Source organism: Vibrio japonicus, assembly GCF_024582835.1.
Classification (GTDB): domain Bacteria; phylum Pseudomonadota; class Gammaproteobacteria; order Enterobacterales; family Vibrionaceae; genus Vibrio; species Vibrio japonicus.
In genome coordinates, this window is record NZ_CP102096.1 from 672,038 (window position 1) to 696,014 (window position 23,977).

The 23,977-nt window shown below is 44.7% G+C and carries 20 protein-coding genes; 17 read left to right on the top strand and 3 right to left on the bottom strand.

All coding sequences use genetic code 11. From position 1 onward, the window contains the following. Positions 1 to 25: 25 nt before the first annotated feature. The 3 genes from NP165_RS03200 to map form a co-directional block, all read right to left on the bottom strand. Positions 26 to 409, bottom strand: a complete 384-nt coding sequence (locus NP165_RS03200; RefSeq protein ID WP_257084899.1) for a DUF3461 family protein — start codon at positions 407 to 409, stop codon at positions 26 to 28. Positions 410 to 526: 117 nt separating this feature from the next. Then, complete coding sequence (gene glnD / locus NP165_RS03205) at positions 527 to 3,148, bottom strand: bifunctional uridylyltransferase/uridylyl-removing protein GlnD (protein ID WP_257084900.1); 2,622 nt, start codon at positions 3,146 to 3,148, stop codon at positions 527 to 529. Between the two features lie 159 nt (positions 3,149 to 3,307). Beyond that, positions 3,308 to 4,186: a type I methionyl aminopeptidase gene (map, locus tag NP165_RS03210; protein WP_257084901.1), complete on the bottom strand. Its 879-nt coding sequence runs from the start codon at positions 4,184 to 4,186 to the stop codon at positions 3,308 to 3,310. A gap of 375 nt (positions 4,187 to 4,561) precedes the next feature. Here map and rpsB point away from each other — a divergent pair, with 375 nt between their 5' ends. The 17 genes from rpsB to accA all read left to right on the top strand — a co-directional run bounded on the left by rpsB (position 4,562) and on the right by accA (position 23,915). Beyond that, on the top strand, positions 4,562 to 5,290 hold the full coding sequence (gene rpsB, locus NP165_RS03215; RefSeq protein ID WP_257084902.1) for a 30S ribosomal protein S2: 729 nt from the start codon (positions 4,562 to 4,564) through the stop codon (positions 5,288 to 5,290). Between the two features lie 130 nt (positions 5,291 to 5,420). Further along, a complete protein-coding gene (gene tsf, locus NP165_RS03220; RefSeq protein WP_257084903.1) occupies positions 5,421 to 6,266 on the top strand; it encodes a translation elongation factor Ts in 846 nt (281 codons plus the stop codon). 145 nt (positions 6,267 to 6,411) lie between these two features. Beyond that, positions 6,412 to 7,143 carry a UMP kinase gene (pyrH, locus tag NP165_RS03225; protein WP_167421405.1) on the top strand — a complete coding sequence of 244 codons (732 nt, stop codon included), beginning with the start codon at positions 6,412 to 6,414 and terminating at the stop codon, positions 7,141 to 7,143. 105 nt (positions 7,144 to 7,248) lie between these two features. Further along, on the top strand, positions 7,249 to 7,806 hold the full coding sequence (gene frr / locus NP165_RS03230) for a ribosome recycling factor (protein ID WP_257084904.1): 558 nt from the start codon (positions 7,249 to 7,251) through the stop codon (positions 7,804 to 7,806). Between the two features lie 97 nt (positions 7,807 to 7,903). Beyond that, complete coding sequence (uppS, locus tag NP165_RS03235) at positions 7,904 to 8,659, top strand: undecaprenyl pyrophosphate synthase (protein WP_257084905.1); 756 nt, start codon at positions 7,904 to 7,906, stop codon at positions 8,657 to 8,659. A gap of 11 nt (positions 8,660 to 8,670) precedes the next feature. Continuing rightward, positions 8,671 to 9,513 (top strand): phosphatidate cytidylyltransferase, encoded by an 843-nt coding sequence (locus NP165_RS03240; protein ID WP_257084906.1) that lies wholly within the window; start codon positions 8,671 to 8,673, stop codon positions 9,511 to 9,513. A gap of 41 nt (positions 9,514 to 9,554) precedes the next feature. Further along, on the top strand, positions 9,555 to 10,763 hold the full coding sequence (ispC, locus tag NP165_RS03245; RefSeq protein ID WP_257084907.1) for a 1-deoxy-D-xylulose-5-phosphate reductoisomerase: 1,209 nt from the start codon (positions 9,555 to 9,557) through the stop codon (positions 10,761 to 10,763). Then, on the top strand, positions 10,760 to 12,118 hold the full coding sequence (gene rseP / locus NP165_RS03250) for a sigma E protease regulator RseP (RefSeq protein WP_257084908.1): 1,359 nt from the start codon (positions 10,760 to 10,762) through the stop codon (positions 12,116 to 12,118). The genes ispC and rseP overlap by 4 nt, the downstream gene beginning before the upstream one ends. 38 nt (positions 12,119 to 12,156) lie before the next feature. Further along, complete coding sequence (bamA, locus tag NP165_RS03255) at positions 12,157 to 14,574, top strand: outer membrane protein assembly factor BamA (protein ID WP_257084909.1); 2,418 nt, start codon at positions 12,157 to 12,159, stop codon at positions 14,572 to 14,574. A gap of 16 nt (positions 14,575 to 14,590) precedes the next feature. Then, complete coding sequence (locus NP165_RS03260) at positions 14,591 to 15,100, top strand: OmpH family outer membrane protein (RefSeq protein ID WP_257084910.1); 510 nt, start codon at positions 14,591 to 14,593, stop codon at positions 15,098 to 15,100. 6 nt (positions 15,101 to 15,106) lie between these two features. After that, complete coding sequence (gene lpxD / locus NP165_RS03265) at positions 15,107 to 16,129, top strand: UDP-3-O-(3-hydroxymyristoyl)glucosamine N-acyltransferase (protein WP_257084911.1); 1,023 nt, start codon at positions 15,107 to 15,109, stop codon at positions 16,127 to 16,129. A 106-nt stretch (positions 16,130 to 16,235) separates the two neighbouring features. Beyond that, positions 16,236 to 16,688: a 3-hydroxyacyl-ACP dehydratase FabZ gene (gene fabZ / locus NP165_RS03270; protein WP_257084912.1), complete on the top strand. Its 453-nt coding sequence runs from the start codon at positions 16,236 to 16,238 to the stop codon at positions 16,686 to 16,688. A 1-nt stretch (position 16,689) separates the two neighbouring features. Then, positions 16,690 to 17,478, top strand: a complete 789-nt coding sequence (lpxA, locus tag NP165_RS03275) for an acyl-ACP--UDP-N-acetylglucosamine O-acyltransferase (RefSeq protein WP_257084913.1) — start codon at positions 16,690 to 16,692, stop codon at positions 17,476 to 17,478. A gap of 87 nt (positions 17,479 to 17,565) precedes the next feature. Next, a complete protein-coding gene (gene lpxB / locus NP165_RS03280; RefSeq protein WP_257084914.1) occupies positions 17,566 to 18,711 on the top strand; it encodes a lipid-A-disaccharide synthase in 1,146 nt (381 codons plus the stop codon). 5 nt (positions 18,712 to 18,716) lie between these two features. Next, complete coding sequence (gene rnhB / locus NP165_RS03285) at positions 18,717 to 19,334, top strand: ribonuclease HII (RefSeq protein WP_257084915.1); 618 nt, start codon at positions 18,717 to 18,719, stop codon at positions 19,332 to 19,334. A gap of 105 nt (positions 19,335 to 19,439) precedes the next feature. After that, positions 19,440 to 22,919 (top strand): DNA polymerase III subunit alpha, encoded by a 3,480-nt coding sequence (dnaE, locus tag NP165_RS03290; protein WP_257084916.1) that lies wholly within the window; start codon positions 19,440 to 19,442, stop codon positions 22,917 to 22,919. Positions 22,920 to 22,955: 36 nt separating this feature from the next. After that, positions 22,956 to 23,915, top strand: coding sequence for an acetyl-CoA carboxylase carboxyl transferase subunit alpha (accA, locus tag NP165_RS03295; protein WP_257084917.1), 960 nt, complete (start codon positions 22,956 to 22,958; stop codon positions 23,913 to 23,915). Positions 23,916 to 23,977: the final 62 nt, after the last annotated feature.

Below are 23,977 nucleotides of genomic sequence, written 5' to 3' on the forward strand. Positions count from 1 at the left end.
CCTTTTACGTTTTTATACAGTGTTACTATTTTAGTTTTTCTAGATCCGCTTCGATTTCAGCGATCTTACTTGCCACTACTTTTTCTAAATGACGTAAGTCTGACAGAATTTTCTGTTTAACATCTGTCTCAACCACGGTTTCTGGCTTGGTAATTTTGTTCAGCTCATCAATAACTAATGTTAGGTTACGGTTGATCTCGGTGACTTCTTTGTATTTGTGACTGCCACTATCAACCAAAACATTCTTCACTTGACGTGGGTATTTGAATTTAACGCTTTTCGCAAACAACTCACCTTTCTGCTTACGAAAATAGATTTTTAACACGTCTTTGTGCGCTTCTTGGCGGAGTGAATAGCGCTCAATCTGCTTAGGATCTTGAATGCCTAAACCGGTGAGGTGTGGGAACATAGGCTACCTCTTTAACTGTGTCTAGTTTTTAATTAGTTCAATAGTTAATGTAGCAGCCTATTTATGTTGTAGACAGAGGATTTTTCAAGCAGAGCAGTAACTTGTGGTCAAGATCGCTTACGGAGCGAGCTTAGCCACGTTTTCCGTTATAAGCTGCCTTAGATCGTGCTCTTCTTCTTCTGTTAGTTTACCGCCATTGTCACTGGTGAGGATAAACAAGTCTTCTGCTCGTTCTCCGATTGTCGTGATTTTTGCAGCGTGTAAGTTAATACCCAAATCCGCAAACGTTGCACCAACGGTCGCAAGCAACCCCGGTGTATCTAAGGCGACAAATTCCATTAACGTACGCTTTTTGCTTTTAGTCGGCAAAAAGTCAACTTGCGTTTTCACCTTAAAATGTTGCAGCTTTCGAGGTATACGACGAGTTTTTATTTTAGTGGGACGCCCATCTTGAAGAACGTGCACCAAATGTTTACTTATCGCCTTGTGACGGTTCTCATCAATCACGTCACCATGCTGGTCTAACACCATAAATGTATCGAGAACATAGCCGTCTTTACTTGTCATAACTTGCGCGTCATGCACATTGAGATTGCGACGGTCTAGCTCAGCGACGACAGTGGCAAAGAGGGCATGTTGATCTTTACTGTAGACAAAGACTTCAGTGCCGCCTCGTGTCGCTTTCTTGGAAATCAAGATGAGCGGTTTCGAATGGTCTTCATGACGGAGAAGATGAGAGCAGTGCCACGCAATTTGCTTGTGACTATGACGAAGGAAGTAATCGGCTTTAAAGCGCTGCCAAAGTACCTCGATTTCACGCGCACTAAACCCTTCTTTGCGTAACAGTGCTGACGCAAGTTGTTGGTTATGGCGAATGCGCTCACGTACATCGACCGGGTTTTCTAATCCTCTACGAAGCGCTCTCTGGGTCGAGTAGAACAATTCAGCAAGAAGTGTCCGTTTCCAGCTATTCCAAAGTTCTGGGTTAGTCGCGCAAATATCTGCGACAGTAAGGCAAACGAGGTATTCAAGCCTTTCTTCGTCTCGGACCTGTTTTGCAAATTCGGTGATCACCTCGGGATCATAAATATCACGTCTTTGTGCGGTGACTGACATTAACAAATGATTGCGAACCAGCCATGAAACAAGCTTCGCTTCAGGTTTTGAGAAGCCGTGTTGAATACAAAAATCATAGGATTCTGTCTCACCGATTTCTGAGTGATCGCCACCACGGCCTTTACCGATATCGTGGAAAATTGCCGCTATGATGAGTAGCTCTTTTTTCTGAATTCGAGGATATACTTCGCAACAGATAGGGTGCTTATCGTGATTTTTCGCGTAACTAAAAGTGTTGATATGCTTTAAAAGTCGAATACTGTGCTCGTCCACCGTGTAAACATGGAAAAGGTCGAATTGCATTTGGCCGACGATCTGGCTCCACTGCGGTAGGTATGCGGCAAGCACGCCGAGTTTGTGCATCAAACTAAATGCTTTATGCAGCGCATTTGGATGACGGCAAAGCTCGATAAATTTTTCTCTGGCCGCTGGAATGGTATGTAAAAACTTATTTAGCCTGCGTCTGGCGGTGCGAAGTTGTCGCATCGTAGGTGGTGCAACGCCTTCAATCGTCGAGTCATTGGCGATATGTAGGAACATATCGAGAATGGTTTCAGGACGAGCTTGAAACAGGGCTGGTTTTCTTGCTTCGATTAAATGGCCACGACGCAAAAAGTCATCACTGATGATTTCCGGTTCGCTTTCGATGCCATTTTCCAAAATGGCTTGATCAAACAGCTTTAACAACATTTTATTGAGTTCAGCCACACGCCTCAGTGTGCGGTAGAACTCTTTCATCATTTTTTCGACCGCCTGATTGCCTTCTCCTTGAAAACCAAGGCTCTCTGCGACTTGAGCTTGATGAGCAAACGTCAGTCGGTTGTCGTAACGTTTCAGCTGTAAGTGCAATGCAAAGCGAACGCGCCAAAGAAAGTTTTGGCACTCAACAAGTTCACGATATTCAGCGTCGGTTAAGAAACCAAAGTGGCTCATTTCGAGCAGAGAAGTGGCACCGAAATGACGTCTGGCGACCCAACTGAGCGTATGGATATCGCGCAGACCACCCGGCGTCGACTTTATATCAGGCTCGAGATTGTAGGTCGTATCATGATAACGAGCATGGCGATCACGTTGCTCTTTAACCTTCGCTTTGTAGAAAACGTCGCTTGGCCAAAAGGATTCGGAATGTATGAGGACTTTTAGCTGGTGGAATGTATCTTCACAGCCACACAGGAGGCGTGCTTCCTGTAAGTTTGTAGCAACGGTTAAATCCTCTTTGCCAATCTTAGCGCACTCTTCAATACTGCGAACAGCGTGGCCAACCTCAAGCTTCAAGTCCCACAGTAGAGTAATAAACTCACTGACTTTAGCTGCGAGGTTTTCTGGCAGGGATTTACGAGAAATAATCAGTATATCGATGTCCGATAAAGGGTGGAGTTCACCGCGACCATAGCCTCCAACCGCGACCAAACTAATGTTCGGCAGCTCTGAAAAACCAAAGTGAGACCATAATCGGTTTAGCATCAAATCTATGTACTCGGCTCGGCCTAAAACCAAGTCGGCAATCGGATGATGGTTGAGAAATTCTCTCTTTTGGTAGTCAGCGAATTGTTCTAATTGATTTTTTAGCTCACTAATGGTGATTTGGTCTTTTTCTAAAGCCAGAGGTGATTGAAAGCTCATTCCGCAAGTCCGTGCAATGTACCTGATGACTTTCAATCTACCAAAATAGGGTAGTAACCTAAATAAATAATTAGTTTTGGTGTGTACGGATATGTTTGGTGCTGGGAAGGATGCAATAAAAATATCCCCGCCTGAGCGGGGATATGAGAAAAGCTGAGATTATGCGTTGTTCATAATACGTGGGATTGTGTCATCGCTACGTAGTGTGAATACTTCACAACCCGTTTTTGTTACTACGATAGTGTGCTCGTACTGCGCCGATTTTTTGCCATCGCCCGTGTAAACTGTCCAGTCATCTTCAGCGTCAACACTCACACCAAATTTACCAGCGTTAATCATTGGTTCGATGGTAAAGCACATGCCTTCTTTAAGAACGCGACGGTCGCTGTTTTTGTAGTGAACGATTTGTGGTTCTTCATGGAACTCGTTTCCGATACCGTGGCCACAGAAATCTTTTACAATAGAGAACTTATTGCGTGGGTTCTTTTTGTTGTTTTCTTTGATGTATTTTTCGATTGCAGCACCGATTTCACCAACGGTAGAGCCATCTTTAACCGTGCGCATACCCACGTAAAGTGCTTCTTTTGTCACCATACATAGGCGCTTGTCAGCAGGGTTTACGTCACCTACGAAGAACATTTTTGATGTGTCACCGTGGTAGCCTTCAGGACGTACAGAAAGGTCAGCATTTTCGTCATTTGGTACGATTACAGTAATGTCGATGTTGATGATATCGCCATTTTTCAGTACTGCTGGCTTAACTTGACCGTTGCTGCCTGTTTCGTCTTGTGACGCAGGAATGCCGTGACACACGATATGGTTGATCGATGTACAGATTGATTTAGGGAAACCATGGTAATCAAGTGGAGCAGAGTAGGCTCCTTTCTCTAGAGCGTAATCGTGACAGATTTGGTTAAGCTCATCCGTCGTCACCCCTTCTTTGATATAAGGTTCAATCATCTCTAGAATTTCAGCGGCTAAAGCACCCGCTTTGCGCATACGTTCGATTTCTTCAGCTGTTTTTATCTTGATTGACATCGGCTTTCTCTACTTTCTTCAATTGCACCCATTGGTGCGATTCGGCGCATTCTAACAGGAAGATGTCAGAATGTGTAATTGTGGCTGTGCTTGGTACCCATTGGAGTGATGGAGCGTAGAGTCTTTTTTAAGTTTAAGTCAAACCCGCCTAGCCGTTTTTTTACTAGCCAGATACCTTGAAAATATGGTATAAAGCGCGCCGGAATGTGGCTGTTCTCTCTGCTAGCATTATCGCAATGCGGCGAAACTGTTTACTTCCAACTAAACTTATATCTTTAAATCACACACATTCCGTCACATGTTCCGGGGTGCTGAGCAGAAGCTTAGTCGGAGTTATGGGGGATGTGGAGGCCTAACCCCATAGAGGATTTTAAAATGGCAACTGTATCAATGCGCGATATGCTGAAAGCTGGTGTTCACTTCGGTCACCAAACTCGTTACTGGAACCCAAAAATGAAGCCATTCATCTTTGGTGCTCGTAACCGCGTTCACATCATCAACCTAGAAAAAACTGTACCAATGTTCAACGAAGCTCTAGCTGAACTAGCTAAAGTTGGCGAGAAGAAAGGTAAAGTTCTATTCGTAGGTACTAAGCGCGCTGCATCTGAAGCTGTTAAAGAAGCTGCAATCGCAAGCAACCAGTACTACGTAAACAACCGCTGGTTAGGCGGCATGCTTACAAACTACAAAACTGTTCGTCAGTCAATCAAGCGTCTAAAAGATCTTGAAGCTCAAGCTCAAGACGGTACTTTTGACAAACTAACTAAGAAAGAAGCTCTAATGCGTACTCGTGAAATGGAGAAGCTAGAGAAATCTCTTGGTGGTATCAAAGATATGGGCGGCCTACCAGACGCTCTATTCGTAATCGACGCTGATCACGAGCACATTGCGATTAAAGAAGCTAACAACCTAGGTATTCCAGTATACGCTGTGGTAGATACTAACTCTAACCCAGACGGCGTTGACTACATCATCCCAGGTAACGATGACGCGATCCGCGCGGTACAACTATACCTAAACGCTGCTGCATCTTCAGTAACTGAAGGTCGCAACAAAGACGTTGCAGAAGTTGCTGAAAAAGACGGTTTCGTAGAAGCTGAATAATAGCGGCTCTGTGTCACACTTAGTCTATGTGAAACCTTGTTGTAGCATGGACTAAGTTATAGTTAGCATCAGGGGCCGACAATGTAGGCCCCTGTTTTTTACCTTATTCGAATCAAACGAGGAATAGAGAATGGCAACTGTAACTGCTGCTCTAGTTAAAGAACTTCGCGAGCGCACTGGCGCTGGCATGATGGAATGTAAGAAAGCGCTTGTAGAAGCAAACGCTGATATCGAACTAGCAATTGAAAACATGCGTAAATCAGGCGCAGCGAAAGCAGCTAAGAAAGCTGGTAACGTTGCAGCTGAAGGCGCAATCATCATTAAAGAAGAAAACGGCGTTGCTGTTCTTCTTGAAGTTAACTGCCAAACTGACTTCGTTGCTAAAGACGCTAACTTCACAGCTTTCGCTGAGAAAGTAGCAGCAGAAGCACTAGCATCTAAAGTTGCTGTTGAAGAACTAGTAGCTAAATTCGAAGAAGAGCGTGTTGCTCTAGTTGCTAAGATCGGCGAAAACATCAACATCCGTCGCGTACAATACGTTGAAGGCGCTGCAATCGCTTCTTACCGTCACGGCGAGAAAATCGGTGTAGTTGTTGCTGGTGAAGGCGACGCAGAAACTCTTAAGCACGTTGCTATGCACGTAGCTGCTTCTCGTCCAGAGTACGTAAACCCAGAAGACGTACCAGCAGACGTAGTTGCTAAAGAGAAAGAAGTTCAAGTTGAAATCGCTATGAACGAAGGCAAGCCTCAAGAGATCGCTGAGAAGATGGTTATCGGCCGTATGAAGAAATTCACTGGCGAAATCTCTCTAACTGGTCAAGCGTTCATCATGGAGCCTAAGAAAACTGTAGGTGAAATGCTGAAAGAAAAAGGCGCTTCTGTTTCTACGTTCGTTCGCCTAGAAGTAGGTGAAGGTATCGAGAAAGGCGCAGAAATGAGCTTCGCTGAAGAAGTTGCACTAGCTCAAAAAGGTTAATCCTTAGAGACTTAGTGAGTATTAGACCGTAGCTCAGGCTGCGGTCTTTTTACGACTATCGATTAGCCGTGATCAATAGATACCAATGATTTGTGTCTATTGATGACTGTTAATCAAAAAAACTCTCTTTTGGAAGGTAAAGTCCATGACTACAAACCCTAAACCTGCATATCAACGTATTCTGTTAAAATTGAGTGGTGAAGCACTTCAAGGCGAAGATGGCTTTGGCATCGATCCAGCGATCCTTGATCGCATGGCACAAGAAGTGAAAGAACTGGTTGAACTAGGCGTTCAGGTTGGTGTAGTTATCGGTGGTGGTAACCTGTTCCGTGGTGCTGGTTTGGCTGAAGCGGGTATGAACCGCGTAGTGGGTGACCATATGGGCATGCTGGCTACAGTAATGAACGGTCTTGCAATGCGTGATGCTTTGCACCGTGCTTACGTAAATGCACGCGTAATGTCTGCGATCCCCCTAAAAGGCGTATGTGATGACTACAACTGGGCAGACGCAATCCGCGAACTTCGTCAAGGCCGCGTTGTTATCTTTTCTGCAGGTACTGGTAATCCATTCTTTACAACGGATTCAGCTGCGTGTCTACGCGGTATCGAAATTGAAGCAGATGTTGTTCTTAAAGCAACAAAAGTAGATGGCGTATTTACGGCAGACCCAGTAGCAAACCCAGACGCAGAGCTGTATGATAAGCTTACTTTTACTGAAGTTCTTGATAAAGAATTGAAAGTGATGGATTTAGCAGCGTTCACACTAGCTCGTGATCACAAGATGCCAATCCGCGTATTTAACATGAACAAGCCAGGCGCACTACGTCGCGTGGTTATGGGTGAAGCAGAAGGCACGCTAATTAGCACTGCTGAATAATAGAATTCAACCGCAGCAAGGTATTTAATCTTTGTTGCGGTATTGCCTTTTGAAGAATCCAGCTTAGGTTTTCTTCGAGAAGAATTACATATTTAAGGTGATATTGTGATTAACGAAATCAAAAAAGACGCTCAAGAGCGCATGGAAAAAAGCGTAGAAGCGCTAAAGAACAACCTTTCAAAAGTGCGTACAGGTCGTGCACACCCAAGCCTACTTTCTGGTATTTCTGTAGAGTACTACGGTGCGCCTACTCCTCTAAACCAAGTAGCAAACGTTGTAGCGGAAGATGCGCGTACGTTAGCAATCACAGTGTTTGACCGTGAACTGACTCAGAAAGTTGAGAAAGCGATCATGATGTCTGATCTTGGTCTAAACCCAATGTCTGCAGGTACGATCATTCGCGTTCCTCTTCCACCGCTAACGGAAGAGCGTCGTAAAGACTTAGTGAAAATCGTTCGTGGCGAAGCTGAAGGTGGCCGTGTTGCAGTACGTAACATCCGTCGTGACGCAAACGGCGACTTAAAAGCGCTACTGAAAGACAAAGAAATCTCTGAAGATGAAGATCGTAAAGCACAAGACGAGATTCAAAAACTGACAGATGCTGCAGTGAAGAAAATCGACGAAGTTCTTGCTGCTAAAGAAAAAGAGTTGATGGAAGTTTAATTCCGCTACAACTCCTCTTTTAGAAAACGCTGTGCTCGCAGTACAGCGTTTTTTTATGCTACCCTCTATCCTTTGCTGATAACCTATCAACTTCTTTATGCAAAACTCTCAACTCTCACCAGATCAACTTCCTCAACATATTGCGATCATAATGGATGGCAACGGCCGATGGGCGAAAGAGCAAGGTAAGCCTCGCGTATTTGGCCATAAGAATGGTGTTGCAGCAGTAAGAAAATCCATATCCACCTCCGCTAAGTTAGGCATTAAAGCCATTACTTTATTTGCTTTTAGCAGTGAAAACTGGCGTCGTCCTGAAGAGGAAGTCGGTGTGTTAATGGAGTTGTTCATTTCTGTACTGTCTACAGAAATAAAAAAACTGCATAAGAATAACTTACGCTTAAGAATTATTGGTGATACGTCACGGTTTAATGACAGATTGCGAAAAAAAATAGCGCAGGCTGAGGCGCTGACAGCAAACAATACGGGCATGGTGATCAATATCGCTGCAAACTACGGCGGTAAATGGGATATCACACAAGCGACAAAAGTGTTGGCTGAAAAAGTTGCGAGGGGAGAGTTGCAACCAAGCGATATCAATGAAGACTTGATTACTCAGCATTTAACTATGGCAGATTTGCCTGAAGTCGATCTCATGATTCGTACGAGCGGTGAGTGCCGAATCAGCAACTTTTTATTGTGGCAAATGGCTTATGCAGAAATGTATTTTACGCCAATTTATTGGCCAGATTTCGATGAGAATAGCTTAATTGAAGCAGTGACTTGGTTTGTTAACCGTGAAAGAAGATTTGGTTGTACTGGTGAGCAAATCAAGGCATTGATGGAAAGCGAATAAAGGATCCAAGTTTGAAACAAAGAATAATAACAGCCCTCATCCTTGCGCCGTTGGTGATTTTAGGGATTTTTAAACTCTCATTAGCAATGTTTATCCTCGCCATTGCAGCCATTATGTTGATTGGCTACTGGGAATGGACTCAATTTGTTGAGGCAAAATCTCGTTTTACAGCTTTGATCCCTGCTGTAGCTTTGAGCGCACTAAGCCTTGTTGTCATACCGTTTGATGCGCATAGCCTGAATTCAGTTTTAGAACCTCATTATCTTATATTGGGCATAGGGTGCGCATGGTGGGTAGCGGCAAGTTCATTGGCGATTACGTACCCTAAATCTTCCGCCTTGTGGCAAAACTCTTCACTATTACGTCACGCTTTTGGTTTATTAACGCTTTTACCGTTTTTTTGGAGTGTCATTCTTCTACGTGCTGAAGGTATCGACGATGACGCATACCATGGTGCTAAACTAGTATTGTATGTTTGCTTTATCGTTTGGGCTGCAGATAGCGGCGCTTACTTTGCTGGAAAGAGCATGGGTAAACGAAAAATGGCACCCAATGTTAGTCCTAACAAAACGATTGAAGGTTTGATTGGCGGGATTATTACAGCCCTTCTCGTTGGATGGGGAACATCAGTTTGGTTTGATATCGAATTTTCTAGCCCTATCACGATGATTGCGATTACTTTGGTTACGGTTGTTATTTCAGTATTAGGTGATTTGGTAGAGAGTATGTTTAAGCGTGTCTCTGGAATCAAAGACAGTAGCAATATCATTCCAGGGCATGGTGGTGTCTTAGATCGTATCGACAGCCTTACCGCAGCATTCCCTGTTTTTGCATTTCTTTACTTCATCCTTTAGGCAGGCTTCGGCTTGCCTGAATCACATATCGGTTTCTTGCTATGCGTAACTTAACAATCCTTGGTGCAACCGGTTCTATTGGTGCCAGCACTTTTAAAGTTATCGAACAAAACCCAGAACAATTTTCGGTTGTTGCATTAGCGGCAGGACGCAATGTCGAGAAAATGCGCCAGTTATGCCAGAAGTGGCAGCCACGATTTGCTGTTATGGCTTGTGACTCTGCGGCCATGCAGCTTAAGCAGCAGCTTAAAGAATTAAAAATCAATACGGAAGTGCTATCGGGCGTTGACGCTATGTGTCATGTATCCTCCATGGATGAAGTGGATACGGTTATGGCTGCAATCGTTGGTGCTGCTGGTTTACTGCCGACGATGGCAGCGGTAAAAGCAGGAAAGCGCGTTCTATTAGCCAATAAAGAAGCCTTGGTGATGTCGGGTCAGCTGTTTATCGATGCTGTTGCCCAATCGGGTGCCGAGCTTCTGCCAGTGGATAGTGAACATAACGCGATTTTTCAGTGCCTACCAAGTGACATTCAGATTAACTTAGGGCGATGTGACTTAAATGAGAAGGGCATTCAGCATATTTTGTTGACGGGCTCAGGTGGTCCATTCCGATATAGCGACATTAATGATTTAAGCTATGTAACTCCAGAACAAGCGATTGCTCATCCTAACTGGTCGATGGGGCCTAAAATATCCGTAGATTCAGCCACAATGATGAATAAAGGCTTAGAATACATTGAAGCTAAGTGGTTGTTTAATACATCGCGAGAGCAGCTTAAAGTACTTATTCATCCTCAATCCGTGATTCATTCGATGGTTCAGTTTAAGGATGGGTCTGTGCTGGCACAAATGGGTGAGCCGGATATGGCGACACCGATTGCATTGACCCTGTCTTACCCTAATCGTGTTTCTGCGGGCGTTGCGCCACTCGATTTTACAAAAGTCGGAGAGCTAACGTTTTTAGAACCGGATTACAGCCGTTATCCATGTCTAAAGCTAGCGATTGATGCTTGTTATGAAGGTCAGCATGCTACGACGGCGCTGAATGCGGCCAATGAAATTTCGGTCAATTCTTTCTTAAATAGAGAACTTTCCTTTACAGACATTGCTACAGTCAATGAGCTCGTTCTGTCTAAAGTGTGTGCTGTCTCGACTCCCTCGACTTGTAACGACTTGGAAAGCATTCTCGAGCTAGATAGAATGGCGAGAGAAATGGCGACTGCATTTATAAGTGAGCGTAAGTTATGACAGGCATTCTATGGAACTTTGTTTCATTTATTATCGCCTTAGGCATTTTGGTAGCAGTGCATGAGTTTGGCCACTTTTGGGTTGCTCGTCGTTGTGGCGTGAAAGTTGAAAAATTTTCAATCGGTTTCGGCAAGTCCATTTGGAGCAAAATAGGGAAAGATGGGACAGAGTACAGCCTGTCTGTGATCCCTCTTGGTGGCTATGTAAAAATGCTAGATGGCCGCGTGGATGATGTTCCTGAATCTGAGCAGCAATTCGCATTTGATAAAAAAGCCCTTTGGCAACGCAGTGCTATAGTGGCAGCTGGACCCGCCTTTAATTTCCTTTTTGCCATCGTTGCCTATTGGTTGGTATTTATCATTGGCGTACCCGCAGTAAAGCCTGTAGTTGGAGAAGTAACGCCTTATTCTATCGCCGCAGAAGCCGGATTAGAAAAAGGAATGGAACTTAAATCCATTTCTGGCGTCAAAACCGCAGACTGGGAATCAGTTAACATGGGATTAATTTCTCATATTGGTGATGAGCGGCTAACGATGACAGTTACACCAACGGATGGTGTGGGGGTTGAACAAACAATTACGTTAGATTTGGCGGATTGGAACTTCGATCCCGAGCAGCAGTCAGCGATGTCGGCGCTTGGTTTTGTTCCTTTTACACCTGAAATATCCACAACACTGGTTAATATCTCGAAAGGCAGCGCGGGTGAAAGAGCTGGGCTACTTGCAGGAGATAAACTCGTCGCTATTGAAGGGAAACCACTCGATGGCTGGCAACAAGTTGTGGCATCTATTCAGCAACATCCTAATACACCATTACAAATGGAAGTGTTGAGAGATGGCGAACGTATAGAAATAACCATTATTCCTGATAGCCGAGAGCTGAAAGGTAAAGGCGAAGTAGGCTTCGCTGGTATTGCACCAGAAGTGGCAGAATGGCCTGATAACTATCGCTTTGACTTACAATTTGGAGTCGTTGAATCTGTAGGTAAAGCGGTTGAAAAGACAGGTCAAGTGATTGGTTTAACAATCAGTATGTTGAAGAAACTGATTGTTGGTGATGTAGGATTGAATAACCTGAGTGGGCCAATTTCAATTGCAAAAGGAGCTGGAACAACGGCCGACTACGGCTTAGTTTACTTTCTTGGCTTCCTAGCACTAATTAGCGTCAACTTAGGGATCATTAACCTTGTGCCGTTACCTATGTTAGATGGCGGACATCTATTGTTTTTTGCTATTGAGGCTGTAATTAGACGTCCCGTTCCTGAAAAAGTACAGGAGATGGGGTATCGCATTGGTGGTGCTATTATTTTCTCTCTTATGGCAGTGGCGATTTTCAATGATTTTGCGCGTCTCTAACGTGGCAAAGGTTGTAGTAAGGAATAACTAAAACAAATATGGCGATGAAAAAGATTCTGTTTGCCACGTTGCTTGCAACAAGCGTAAGCGCAACGGGCGCTGAGAACTTCGTTGTTCGAGATATTCAAGTTGAAGGTTTACAGCGGGTCACGCTTGGTGCAGCGTTATTAAAAATGCCTGTGCGTATCGGTGACACTGTTGATAATCAGGACATTTCTCAAATCATCCGTTCTCTCTATGCTTCAGGTAACTTTGAAGATATTAAAGTTTTGCGTCAGGACGAGGTATTGGTTGTTCAAGTAAAAGAACGACCAACGATTTCAAGTATCTCGTTTTCTGGAAACAAAGCGATTAAAGAAGAGCAGCTAACACAAAACTTAGAAGCTTCGGACATTCGCGTCGGTGAGGCGCTTGATCGCACCACTCTAGCGAATATCGAAAAAGGTTTAGAAGACTTTTACTACAGCGTGGGTAAGTACAACGCCAATGTAAAAGCCGTTGTGACACCTCTACCACGTAACCGAGCGGATCTTAAATTTGTTTTTTCAGAGGGTGTTTCTGCGAAAATTCAACAGATCAACTTTATTGGTAACGAAGTGTTTAGTGATGAGGACTTAAGAAGCCGATTTGAACTAAACGTTGACGTGGCATGGTGGAACTTCTTATCGGATGACAAGTACCAAAAACAGGTACTGGCTGGTGATTTAGAAGCGCTAAAGTCCTACTACCTAGATCGTGGTTATCTAAAATTTAGAATAGATTCTACCCAAGTTTCAATTTCCCCTGACAAAAAGGGTGTATACATAACTCTTGGTTTGAACGAAGGTAAGCCATACACCGTAAAGGATGTTAAGTTCCGCGGTGATCTCATTAATGGCGAAGAAGAGCTACAAAAGCTGGTGACATTTGAAATGGGCGAGCTGTACAACGGCTCGGCTGTAACCAGTTTAGAAGAAAACGTAAAGAGACAGTTAGGTGAAGCGGGCTATGCGTATCCGCAAGTTCGAACCATCTCTGAGTTTGACGATGAGAAGCAAGAAGTTTCCTTGGTTGTAAATATTGAATCGGGCAAACGAATCTATGTTCGTGATATTCGTTTTGTTGGTAACAACGCAACGAAAGACGAAGTGCTTCGACGTGAAATGCGCCAAATGGAAGGTAGCTGGCTGAATTCGAAATCTATCGAAACCGGTAAAAACCGTTTGAGCCGATTGGGTTACTTTGAAAATGTTGACGTACAAACTGTCCGTGTTCCAGGTAGCGAAGACCAAGTTGATTTGGTCTATAACGTAAAAGAGGCAAACTCAGGGAGCATTAACTTTGGTGTCGGTTATGGTACTGAATCTGGTGTAAGTTTTCAGGTGGGTCTTCAGCAGGATAACTTCCTAGGTACGGGTAACCGTGTTGGTGTTACCGCCATGATGAACGACTACCAACAAAACATTAGCCTTGACTACCGTGATCCGTATTGGAACCTAGATGGCGTCAGTCTTGGTGGTAAAGTTTTCTACAATACATTTGAAGCGTCAGAAGCTGGTATTGTTGAATATACGAACGAGAGTTATGGAACAAGCCTAACTTGGGGATTCCCATTCGATGAGCTAAACCGATTCGAATTTGGTGTGGGCTACACGCATAACAAGATTGGTAATGTACCAACGTATGACCAAGCTCAGCGTTTTGCTGAAAGTATCGGTCAAACCGATGGCGATATCTTGACGAATGACTTTGATATTAACATTGCTTGGACACGTAACAACTTAAACAGAGGTTATTTCCCTACTGCTGGTAATTATCAACGAGCGTCTGCAAAAGCAACGGTGCCTGGCTCCGATGTGCAATATTTCAAGCTCCAATATGATGTTCGCCAGTATATGCCTCTGACGAAAAAGCATGAGTTTACGCTCTTAATGCGTGGTCGTTTGGGTTACGGTAACGGTTACGGTCAAACAGACGGTAATGACAACCTGTTCCCATTCTACGAGAACTATTACGCAGGTGGTTTTTCTACCCTACGTGGTTTTGGTTCGAATTCAGCAGGCCCTAAGGCGGTATACACGACTCCAGGAGGAGGTGGTGAATTTCTTTGTGGCGAGTATGAGTGTGGTACGGCTACCGATGATGCGGTAGGTGGTAACGCGATTGCCTTGGCTAGTTTAGAGTTGATTGTTCCAACACCATTTGCATCTGATGAAGTACGTAATCAAATTCGTACCAGTGTTTTCCTTGATGCTGCAAGTGTTTGGGATACCGAGTTTCAATACAACTCAAGCTACGCGGATCAACGATACTATAACGATTTCTCGGATCCGACTAATTACCGAGCATCATATGGTGCTGCATTACAATGGATGTCGCCAATGGGACCACTGGTGTTCTCCGTTGCGAAGCCTATAGAAAAATACGAAGGTGACGATGAAGAATTCTTCACTTTCACCATCGGAAGAACCTTCTAATATAGAGGAAAATGAAGTGAATAAAACAATTAAAGCGGCTGGTATTGGCCTTCTTATTATGACGTCATCACTCTTTGCAAATGCTGCTGAAGCTGCGCAAAAGGTCGGCTACATCAATACTGCTCAAGTGTTCCAAGCTCTTCCTCAACGTGAAGTTGTATCGCAGAAAATGCAGAAAGAGTTTAAAGACAAAGTCGATGAGCTTAAATCTATCCAGTCTCAAGCGAAGACGAAAATCGAAAAGCTTAAACGCGATGGCGAGTTAATGAGCCAAGACAACATTGAGAAACTTCGTATCGAGATTGCTCAGCTAGACAGCAAGTACAAAGTAAAAGCTCAAGCATTAGAGCAAGCAACGGCTCGTCGTGAAGCTCAAGAAAAGCAGAAGTTATTTAAAGTCATTCAAGATGCGGTCAAGAAAGTAGCTGAAAGAGAAGGTTACGACATGATCGTTGATATTCAGGCTATGCAGTATGGCAAACCTGAATACAACATCTCTGAGAAAGTAATCAAACAACTTAAATAATCGATTATGAAAGAAATTTCTTTAGCCGAGTTGGCAACTATTACCGGGGGAACGCTACACGGTGAGGCAGATGCGACTGTTACTATGGTCGCTCCTATGGATAAAGCACAGGAAGGTCATGTTACCTTCCTGTCAAATCCAAAATATGCCAAGCACTTGGCAAGTTGCCAAGCAACGGTAGTGATGGTGAAAGAGGCACAGCGTGAATTGTGTATAGGCAATGCTTTAGTCGTTGATGATCCATATGTCGCGTTTGCTAAAGTTGCTCAAGCTCTTGATACAACACCAGCACCTGCAAGTGATATCGCTGAATCAGCAGTGATCTCTCCGGATGCGAAAATAGGTAATAAGGTATCAATTGGTGCGAATGCCGTTATCGAATCGGGCGTGGAATTAGCTGACAACGTTGTCATTGGAGCGGGTTGCTTTATTGGCAAAAATGCCTCTATTGGCGCGAACACCAAGCTTTGGTCTAACGTGAGCATTTACCACGACGTAACTATTGGCAGTGATTGTTTGATACAAGCAAACACCGTGATTGGTTCTGACGGTTTTGGCTACGCAAATGACAAAGGTGAGTGGGTTAAAATTCCTCAACTTGGCTCAGTTAAAATTGGTAATCGTGTAGAAATTGGTGCTTGTACGACAATAGACCGTGGAGCATTGGATGATACGGTTATTGAAGACAATGTTATCATTGATAACCAGATGCAAATTGCCCATAACGTACACATCGGATATGGTACGGCTATGGCTGGTGGTACGATTGTTGCCGGCAGTACGACAATCGGCAAATACTGTATTATTGGCGGTGCGTCGGTACTCAATGGCCACATTCAAATTGCTGATGGTGTCACTATCACAGGTATGGGTATGGTAATGCGAAGCATTGAAGAGAAGGGTATGTACTCTTCTGGCATTCCATTACAAACCAATAAAGAGTGGCGTAAAACGGCTGCTCGTGTTCATCGTATTGATGAAATGAACAAGCGCCTGAAAGCCGTCGAGAAGCTATTGGAACAGAAATAGGAATCTTGATCCCTAATCTGGTTAAAAAGGCTCGCGAATTGCGAGTCTTTTTCGTCTATAATGCTGCCAGAAAATAATATTTAGCATTCAACATAGGAATATGACTTTGACTACTGAAAAGAAAACGATGAACATCACTGAAATTCAGGAACTGTTACCGCATCGCTATCCATTCTTGCTGATTGATCGCGTAACGGATTACCAAGAAGAAAAATACCTGACAGCGATTAAAAACGTTTCAGTGAACGAGCCTCAGTTCACAGGTCATTTCCCTCAGCTACCTGTATTTCCTGGTGTGTTGATTCTAGAAGCTATGGCACAAGCGACAGGTCTTCTAGCTTTTAAATCATTTGGCGCACCGACAGAAAACGAACTGTACTACTTTGCAAGCGTAGATGGCGCTAAATTCCGTAAGCCAGTGACACCAGGCGATCAACTCGTGATAGAAGTGGAATTTCTAAAAGAACGTCGTGGCATTGCTGCTTTCAGTGGTGTTGCTAAAGTAGACGGTGAAGTAGTATGTTCAGCAGAATTGAAATGTGCTCGTCGAGAGTTTTAATATGATTCATGAAACTGCACAAATTCATCCATCAGCCGTTATTGAGGGTGATGTAACCATAGCAGCCAACGTAAAAGTTGGCCCATTCACGTATATCTCAGGTCATATTGAGATTGGTGAAGGCACAGAGATAATGTCTCATGTTGTGATCAAAGGTCACACGACAATTGGTCAAGACAACCGTATTTTCCCTCATGCAGTGATTGGTGAAGAAAACCAAGATAAAAAGTATGGCGGTGAAGATACAACGGTAGTGATTGGTGATCGCAACGTTATTCGCGAAGCAGTACAAATTCATCGTGGTACAGTACAAGATAAAGCGACCACGGTTATCGGTAGCGATAACTTGCTTTGTGTTAATGCGCACGTTGCTCATGATGTGATCGTGGGTAACCACACTCACATCGGTAACAACTCGATTCTTGGTGGTCACGTTACTGTAGAGGATTACGCGGGTGTGATGGCGTTGTCTGCGATTCATCCATTCTGTAAAGTGGGTGCATATAGCTACATTGGCGGCTGTTCTGCCGTTGTGAAAGATGTGCCGCCGTACGTACTGGCGCAGGGCAATCACGCGACACCATTTGGACTAAACCTAGTGGGTTTGCAGCGTAACGGCTTTGAAAAGAGCGAGCTACGAGCACTGCGCAACGCGTACAAAGAGTTCTACCGCGCAGGTAAAACTCAGGCTGAAGCGAAAGAAGTGTTAACGGAAATGGCAAATGAGTGGCCTTCAATTAAGCACTTCCTTGAGTTTGTGGAAACTTCTGAGCGTGGCGTTATTCGCTAAGCTTGATAAGTTATTGATTAAAAAGATCGTAGCCGCTTGGTTACGGTCTTTTTGTGTTTTTATACCAATAGAGTTGAATGATTGGATATGGGTAGACCATTACGAGTAGGCATCGTCGCTGGCGAGTTGTCAGGTGACACACTAGGCGAAGGTTTTATCAAAGCCGTTAAAGAGCAGTATCCCGACGCGGAATTCGTTGGCATTGGTGGGCCTAAAATGATCGCACAGGGCTGCCAATCTCTTTTTGATATGGAAGAGTTGGCTGTCATGGGGCTAGTGGAGGTGCTCGGCCGCTTGCCACGTCTGCTTAAAGTGAAAGCAGAACTCGTTAAATTCTTTACTGACAATCCACCGGACGTTTTTATTGGTATTGATGCACCTGACTTCAATTTGCGCTTGGAATTAGACCTTAAAAAGGCCGGGATCAAAACAGTACACTACGTTAGCCCGTCAGTTTGGGCTTGGCGACAAAAGCGTATCTTCAAAATTGAAGCAGCGACTAACTTGGTGTTGGCTTTTCTACCATTTGAAAAAGCGTTCTACGACAAATATAACGTGCCTTGTGAATTCATAGGCCATACGTTGGCCGACGCTATTCCTTTGGTTAGTGAAAAAGCGCCGGCACGAACGCTACTGGGCATGGAACAAGATAAAACATGGTTAGCCGTTTTACCCGGAAGTCGTGGTAGTGAACTCAAGATGTTGTCCCAGCCGTTTATCGAAACCTGCAAGCGTCTACATCAACGTCACCCAGATCTTGGTTTTGTCGTTGCTTTGGTTAATCAGAAGCGTCGTGAGCAGTTTGAGCAAGCTTGGAAAGAGCACGCGCCGGAACTGAATTTCAAATTGGTTGATGATACAGCTCGCAACGTGATTACCGCTTCAGACGCCGTCATGCTGGCGTCCGGCACCGTTGCTTTGGAATGTATGCTGATTAAACGACCAATGGTTGTCGGTTATAAAGTGAATGCGTTCACCGCTTTTCTTGCACGCAAGATGTTAAAAACGAAGTACGTTTCATTACCGAATATTTTAGCCGACCGAGAGCTGGTTAAAGAGTTTCTTCAGGAAGAGTGCACAGTGGACAATCTTGCCGCTGAAGTAGAACGCTTACTCGGTGAAGAGGGCTCTAACATGGTCGATAAGTTTACGGAAATGCATCACTGGATCCGTAAAGATGCCGACAAACAAGCCGCTAAAGCGGTTCTCAACCTGATTGGCAAAGAATATTAAACGTTATGACTAAAGAAAAAAAAGAGCTTCCGCCATTTGAATACCCTCAAGGCTATCAACTGGTTGCCGGTGTCGATGAAGTAGGACGAGGCCCTCTTGTAGGAGACGTCGTGACTGCTGCCGTGATATTAGATCCAAACAACCCAATAGACGGCCTTAACGACTCCAAAAAACTCTCTGAGAAGAAACGCTTAGCATTGCTGCCTGAAATTAAAGAAAAGGCATTAGCTTGGTCTGTTGGACGTTGCTCGCCCGCTGAAATTGATGAACTGAACATTCTGCAAGCCACTATGGTTGCGATGCAGCGTGCGATTGAAGGGCTGAGCGTAAAGCCTGATTTGGCACTCATTGACGGGAACCGTTGTCCAAAACTGGCAATGGACTCACAAGCTGTCGTGAAAGGCGATTTGCGCGTGGCAGAAATCAGCGCCGCTTCTATCATTGCTAAAGTGGTTCGTGATCAAGAAATGGAAGAGCTAGATAAGCAACACCCTGAATTTGGTTTCGCTAAGCACAAAGGTTACCCAACCAAAGCTCACTTTGAAGCGATAGAGAAGCATGGTGTCATTGACCAGCATCGCAAGAGCTTTAAGCCAGTAAAGCGCGCACTTGGTCTAGAATAAACCAGACGGAGAGATACCACACTGAAATAGGGTATATCTCCGATCTTATATCACGTAAAATACCGAGATTATCTTTCCGATTAAGCCCTATTTGCGGAACAATTCATGTCAGATCCTAAGTTTATCCACCTTCGAGTACACAGTGACTTTTCCATGGTTGATGGCCTTTCTAAAGTGCCACCTCTGGTTAAGAAAGTGGCTGAAATGGGAATGCCAGCAGTGGCACTTACCGACTTTACTAACCTTTGTGGCTTAGTGAAGTTCTATGGTACAGCGCACGGTTGCGGCGTGAAACCAATCATTGGTGCAGACTTCGCAATGCAATCGCCAGAATTTGGCGATGAGTTAACCAAACTAACCATTCTAGCATCAGATAATACGGGTTATAAAAACCTGACGCTTTTGATCTCAAAAGCTTATCTCCGTGGTCATGTCCAACATCAACCCGTCATTGATAGAGAGTGGTTGGCTGAGTTATCAGAAGGCCTAATTCTTCTGTCAGGTGGTAAAAGTGGTGAAATCGGTAAGGCCCTTCTTAAAGGCAACCAAAAAGTTGCGGACGATTGCGTTGAGTTCTACAAAACGCATTTTGAAGATCGCTTTTATCTAGAACTGACTCGCACAGGGCGACCTGATGAAGAAAGTTACCTGCACTTTGCTCTAGAGCTCGCTGAGCAAGCAGAGCTCCCTGTTGTCGCCACTAACGATGTCGTTATTCTTGACGAATCGTTCTTTGATGCCCATGAAATCCGCGTTGCCATCCATGATGGTTATACGCTCGAAGATCCACGACGCCCGAAAAATTACAGCCCTCAGCAATATCTGCGCACTGAAGAGGAAATGTGCGCGCTATTTGCCGACATTCCAGAAGCATTGGAAAACAGTGTCGAAATTGCTAAGCGCTGTAACGTTACCGTACGTCTTGGCGAATATTTCCTTCCTGCGTTCCCGACAGAAGGCATGGAAGAAACCGAATTCCTGGTCAAAAAATCAGAAGAAGGCCTAGAAGAGCGATTAGAGTTTTTATTCTCTGACCCAGAAGAGCGTGCTAAGCGTCGCCCTGAATATGACGAACGTTTAAAAGTCGAACTTGAAGTAATCAATAACATGGGGTTCCCAGGATACTTCTTGATCGTAATGGAGTTTATCCAGTGGTCGAAAGATAACGACATTCCAGTGGGGCCAGGTCGTGGCTCGGGTGCGGGCTCGCTGGTGGCCTATGCCCTAAAAATTACCGATCTTGATCCACTTGAATATGATTTGCTGTTCGAACGTTTCCTTAACCCAGAACGTGTATCTATGCCCGATTTCGATGTCGATTTCTGTATGGATAAACGCGATCAGGTTATTGATCACGTGGCCGAGATGTATGGCCGTGATGCGGTATCTCAGATCATCACTTTCGGTACTATGGCGGCCAAAGCGGTAATTCGAGACGTTGGGCGTGTTCTTGGGCACCCATTTGGTTTTGTGGATCGCATTTCTAAGCTTGTCCCGCCAGATCCGGGCATGACACTCGAGAAGGCGTTTAAAGCAGAGCCTGCGTTGCCTGAATTGTATGAGGCGGACGAAGAAGTCAAAGAACTGATTGATATGTGTCGCATCCTTGAAGGGTGTACACGTAACGCAGGTAAGCACGCGGGTGGTGTTGTTATTTCTCCAACTACCATCACGGATTTTGCCCCGATTTATGCGGACTCAGAAGGGCACTTCCCTGTTACTCAATTCGATAAGAACGACGTTGAAACCGCAGGATTAGTTAAATTTGACTTCTTGGGATTACGAACCCTAACTATCATCGATTGGGCGTTAGGTCTGATTAACCCGCGTTTAGAACGTGAGGGTAAAGATCCTATTCGAATAGAGTCGATTTCTCTGGAAGACGACGCATCATTCCGTTTGCTACAAAACTCAGAAACCACGGCAGTATTCCAGCTGGAATCTCGTGGTATGAAAGAGCTGATCAAGCGCCTGCAACCTGACTGTTTCGAAGATATCATCGCACTGGTAGCGCTATTCCGTCCGGGACCATTGCAGTCAGGCATGGTAGATAACTTTATCGACCGTAAGCACGGCAGAGAGGCGGTCTCGTACCCTGATGAAAAGTGGCAGCATGAGTCATTAAAAGAGATTCTTGACCCTACCTACGGCATCATCCTGTATCAGGAACAGGTTATGCAAATTGCGCAGGTGTTGTCTGGCTATACCCTAGGTGGGGCGGACATGCTTCGTCGTGCGATGGGTAAGAAAAAGCCCGAAGAGATGGCCAAGCAGCGTGCCACCTTTGAAGATGGCGCAGTAAAGAATGGCGTAGATGGCGAGCTGGCGATGAAGATCTTCGACCTAGTGGAGAAATTCGCAGGTTATGGCTTTAACAAATCGCACTCGGCTGCTTACGCGCTGGTATCGTACCAAACTCTTTGGCTTAAGACGCACTTCCCAGCAGAGTTTATGGCTGCGGTAATGACCGCCGATATGGATAACACCGAGAAGGTCGTAGGCCTTGTCGATGAATGTTTCCGTATGAAGCTCAAAGTTCTTCCGCCAGATATCAACTCGGGTTTGTACCGTTTTAACGTTGATGAAGACGGCGCGATTGTTTACGGTATTGGTGCGATTAAAGGCGTCGGCGAAGGCCCGATTGAAGCGATCTTAGAAGCGCGTAATAAAGATGGCCATTTTAAAGACTTGTTTGACTTCTGCGCTCGGGTTGACCTAAAGAAAGTCAATAAACGTGTTATTGAAAAGCTCATTTATGCAGGCGCTTTAGATCGGCTTGGTCCTCATCGTGCTGCCATGATGGCGTCACTCAATGATGCGGTAAAAGCAGCAAGTCAACACCACCAAGCGGAAGCGTTCGGTCAAAGTGATCTATTCGGTGTTCTTACTGAAGCGCCGGAAGAAGTTGAACACAAGTACACGAAAGTGCCACCATGGCCTGAAAAGGTATGGTTGGAAGGTGAACGCTCCACACTCGGGCTTTATTTGACAGGGCACCCAGTTAATGCCTATTTAAAGGAACTAGGGAAGTACACTAGTTGTCGACTAAAAGACGCGACACCAACAAGGCGTGATCAAAGTGTGACAGTGGCTGGTTTGGTGATCGCGGCTAGAGTTATGACAACCAAGCGTGGTACGCGAATTGGCATCATGACGCTAGATGACCGAAGCGGGCGTATGGAAGTCATGTTGTTCTCTGATGCGCTGGAAAAATACGCAGAACTGCTAGAAACTGACAGAATTTTAGTGGTTTCCGGACAGGTCAGCTTTGATGATTTCAATGGTGGTCTTAAAATGTCGGCGCGTGAGGTTTTGGACCTAGGCGCTGCACGCGAAAAATACGCGCGTGGATTATCCGTCTCGATTGATGAATCCCAGATCGACGGCCAGTTTTTTGAGCGTTTTAGTAAAATACTAGAACCTCATAGGGCAGGGAGCGTTCCTGTCCATGTATACTACCAACGTAGCGATGCACGAGCACGATTTACGTTAGGTACTGAATGGCGAGTAACGCCAAGCGACACATTATTAGATGATTTAAAACAGCTACTTGGGAAAGGCCAAGTAGAACTCGAATTTAACTAAATTCGGTCACAATACCGAATCAAAAAGGATCTATAGATGAGCCTGAACTTTTTAGAATTTGAAAAGCCTATCGCAGAACTAGAAGCTAAGATTGAAGCACTTCGTGATGTCTCTCGTCATGGTGGTGATTCTGGCATAGATCTGGATAAAGAGATCGAACAGCTAGAGAAGAAAAGCTTAGAGCTTAAGAAAAAGACCTTCAGCGATCTTGGTGCGTGGGAAACGGCTCAGCTAGCTCGTCACCCTCTGCGTCCTTACACGCTAGACTACATCGAGCACGTATTTACTGAATTTGAAGAACTTGCTGGTGATCGTGCATACGCAGACGACAAAGCTATCGTTGGTGGTATGGCTCGCTTGAACGGCCGCCCAGTTATGATCATTGGTCATCAAAAAGGTCGTGAAACCAAAGAGAAAGTGAAGCGCAACTTTGGTATGCCAAAACCAGAAGGTTACCGCAAAGCACTTCGCCTAATGGAAATGGCAGAGCGTTTTAATATGCCAATCATTACTTTCATTGATACAGCAGGTGCATACCCAGGTGTTGGTGCAGAAGAGCGTGGTCAGTCTGAAGCGATCGCTAAAAACCTAAAAGTGATGTCTGGTCTTAAAGTACCTGTCATCTGTAACGTGGTTGGTGAAGGTGGTTCTGGTGGTGCACTTGCAATTGGTGTTGGTGATTACGTGAACATGCTTCAATACTCAACGTATTCGGTTATTTCACCAGAAGGTTGTGCTTCTATCCTATGGCGCGATTCAGATAAAGCGCCACAAGCGGCAGACGCAATGGGCCTGACTGCACCTCGTTTGAAAGAGCTTGAGCTTATCGACCAAATCATCGAAGAGCCTCTAGGTGGCGCACATCGTGACCACGCTAAAATGGCTGAGAACATGAAAGAGACGCTTCTAAAGCAGCTAGAAGAACTAGAGCAGTTTGATAATGATGCGTTGCTAGAGCGTCGTTACCAGCGTCTAATGAGCTACGGCTACTGCTGATAACAAGCAATTGTGATACAAAAAAGGCTGAACTTGTGTTCAGCCTTTTTTTTGGGTATCAG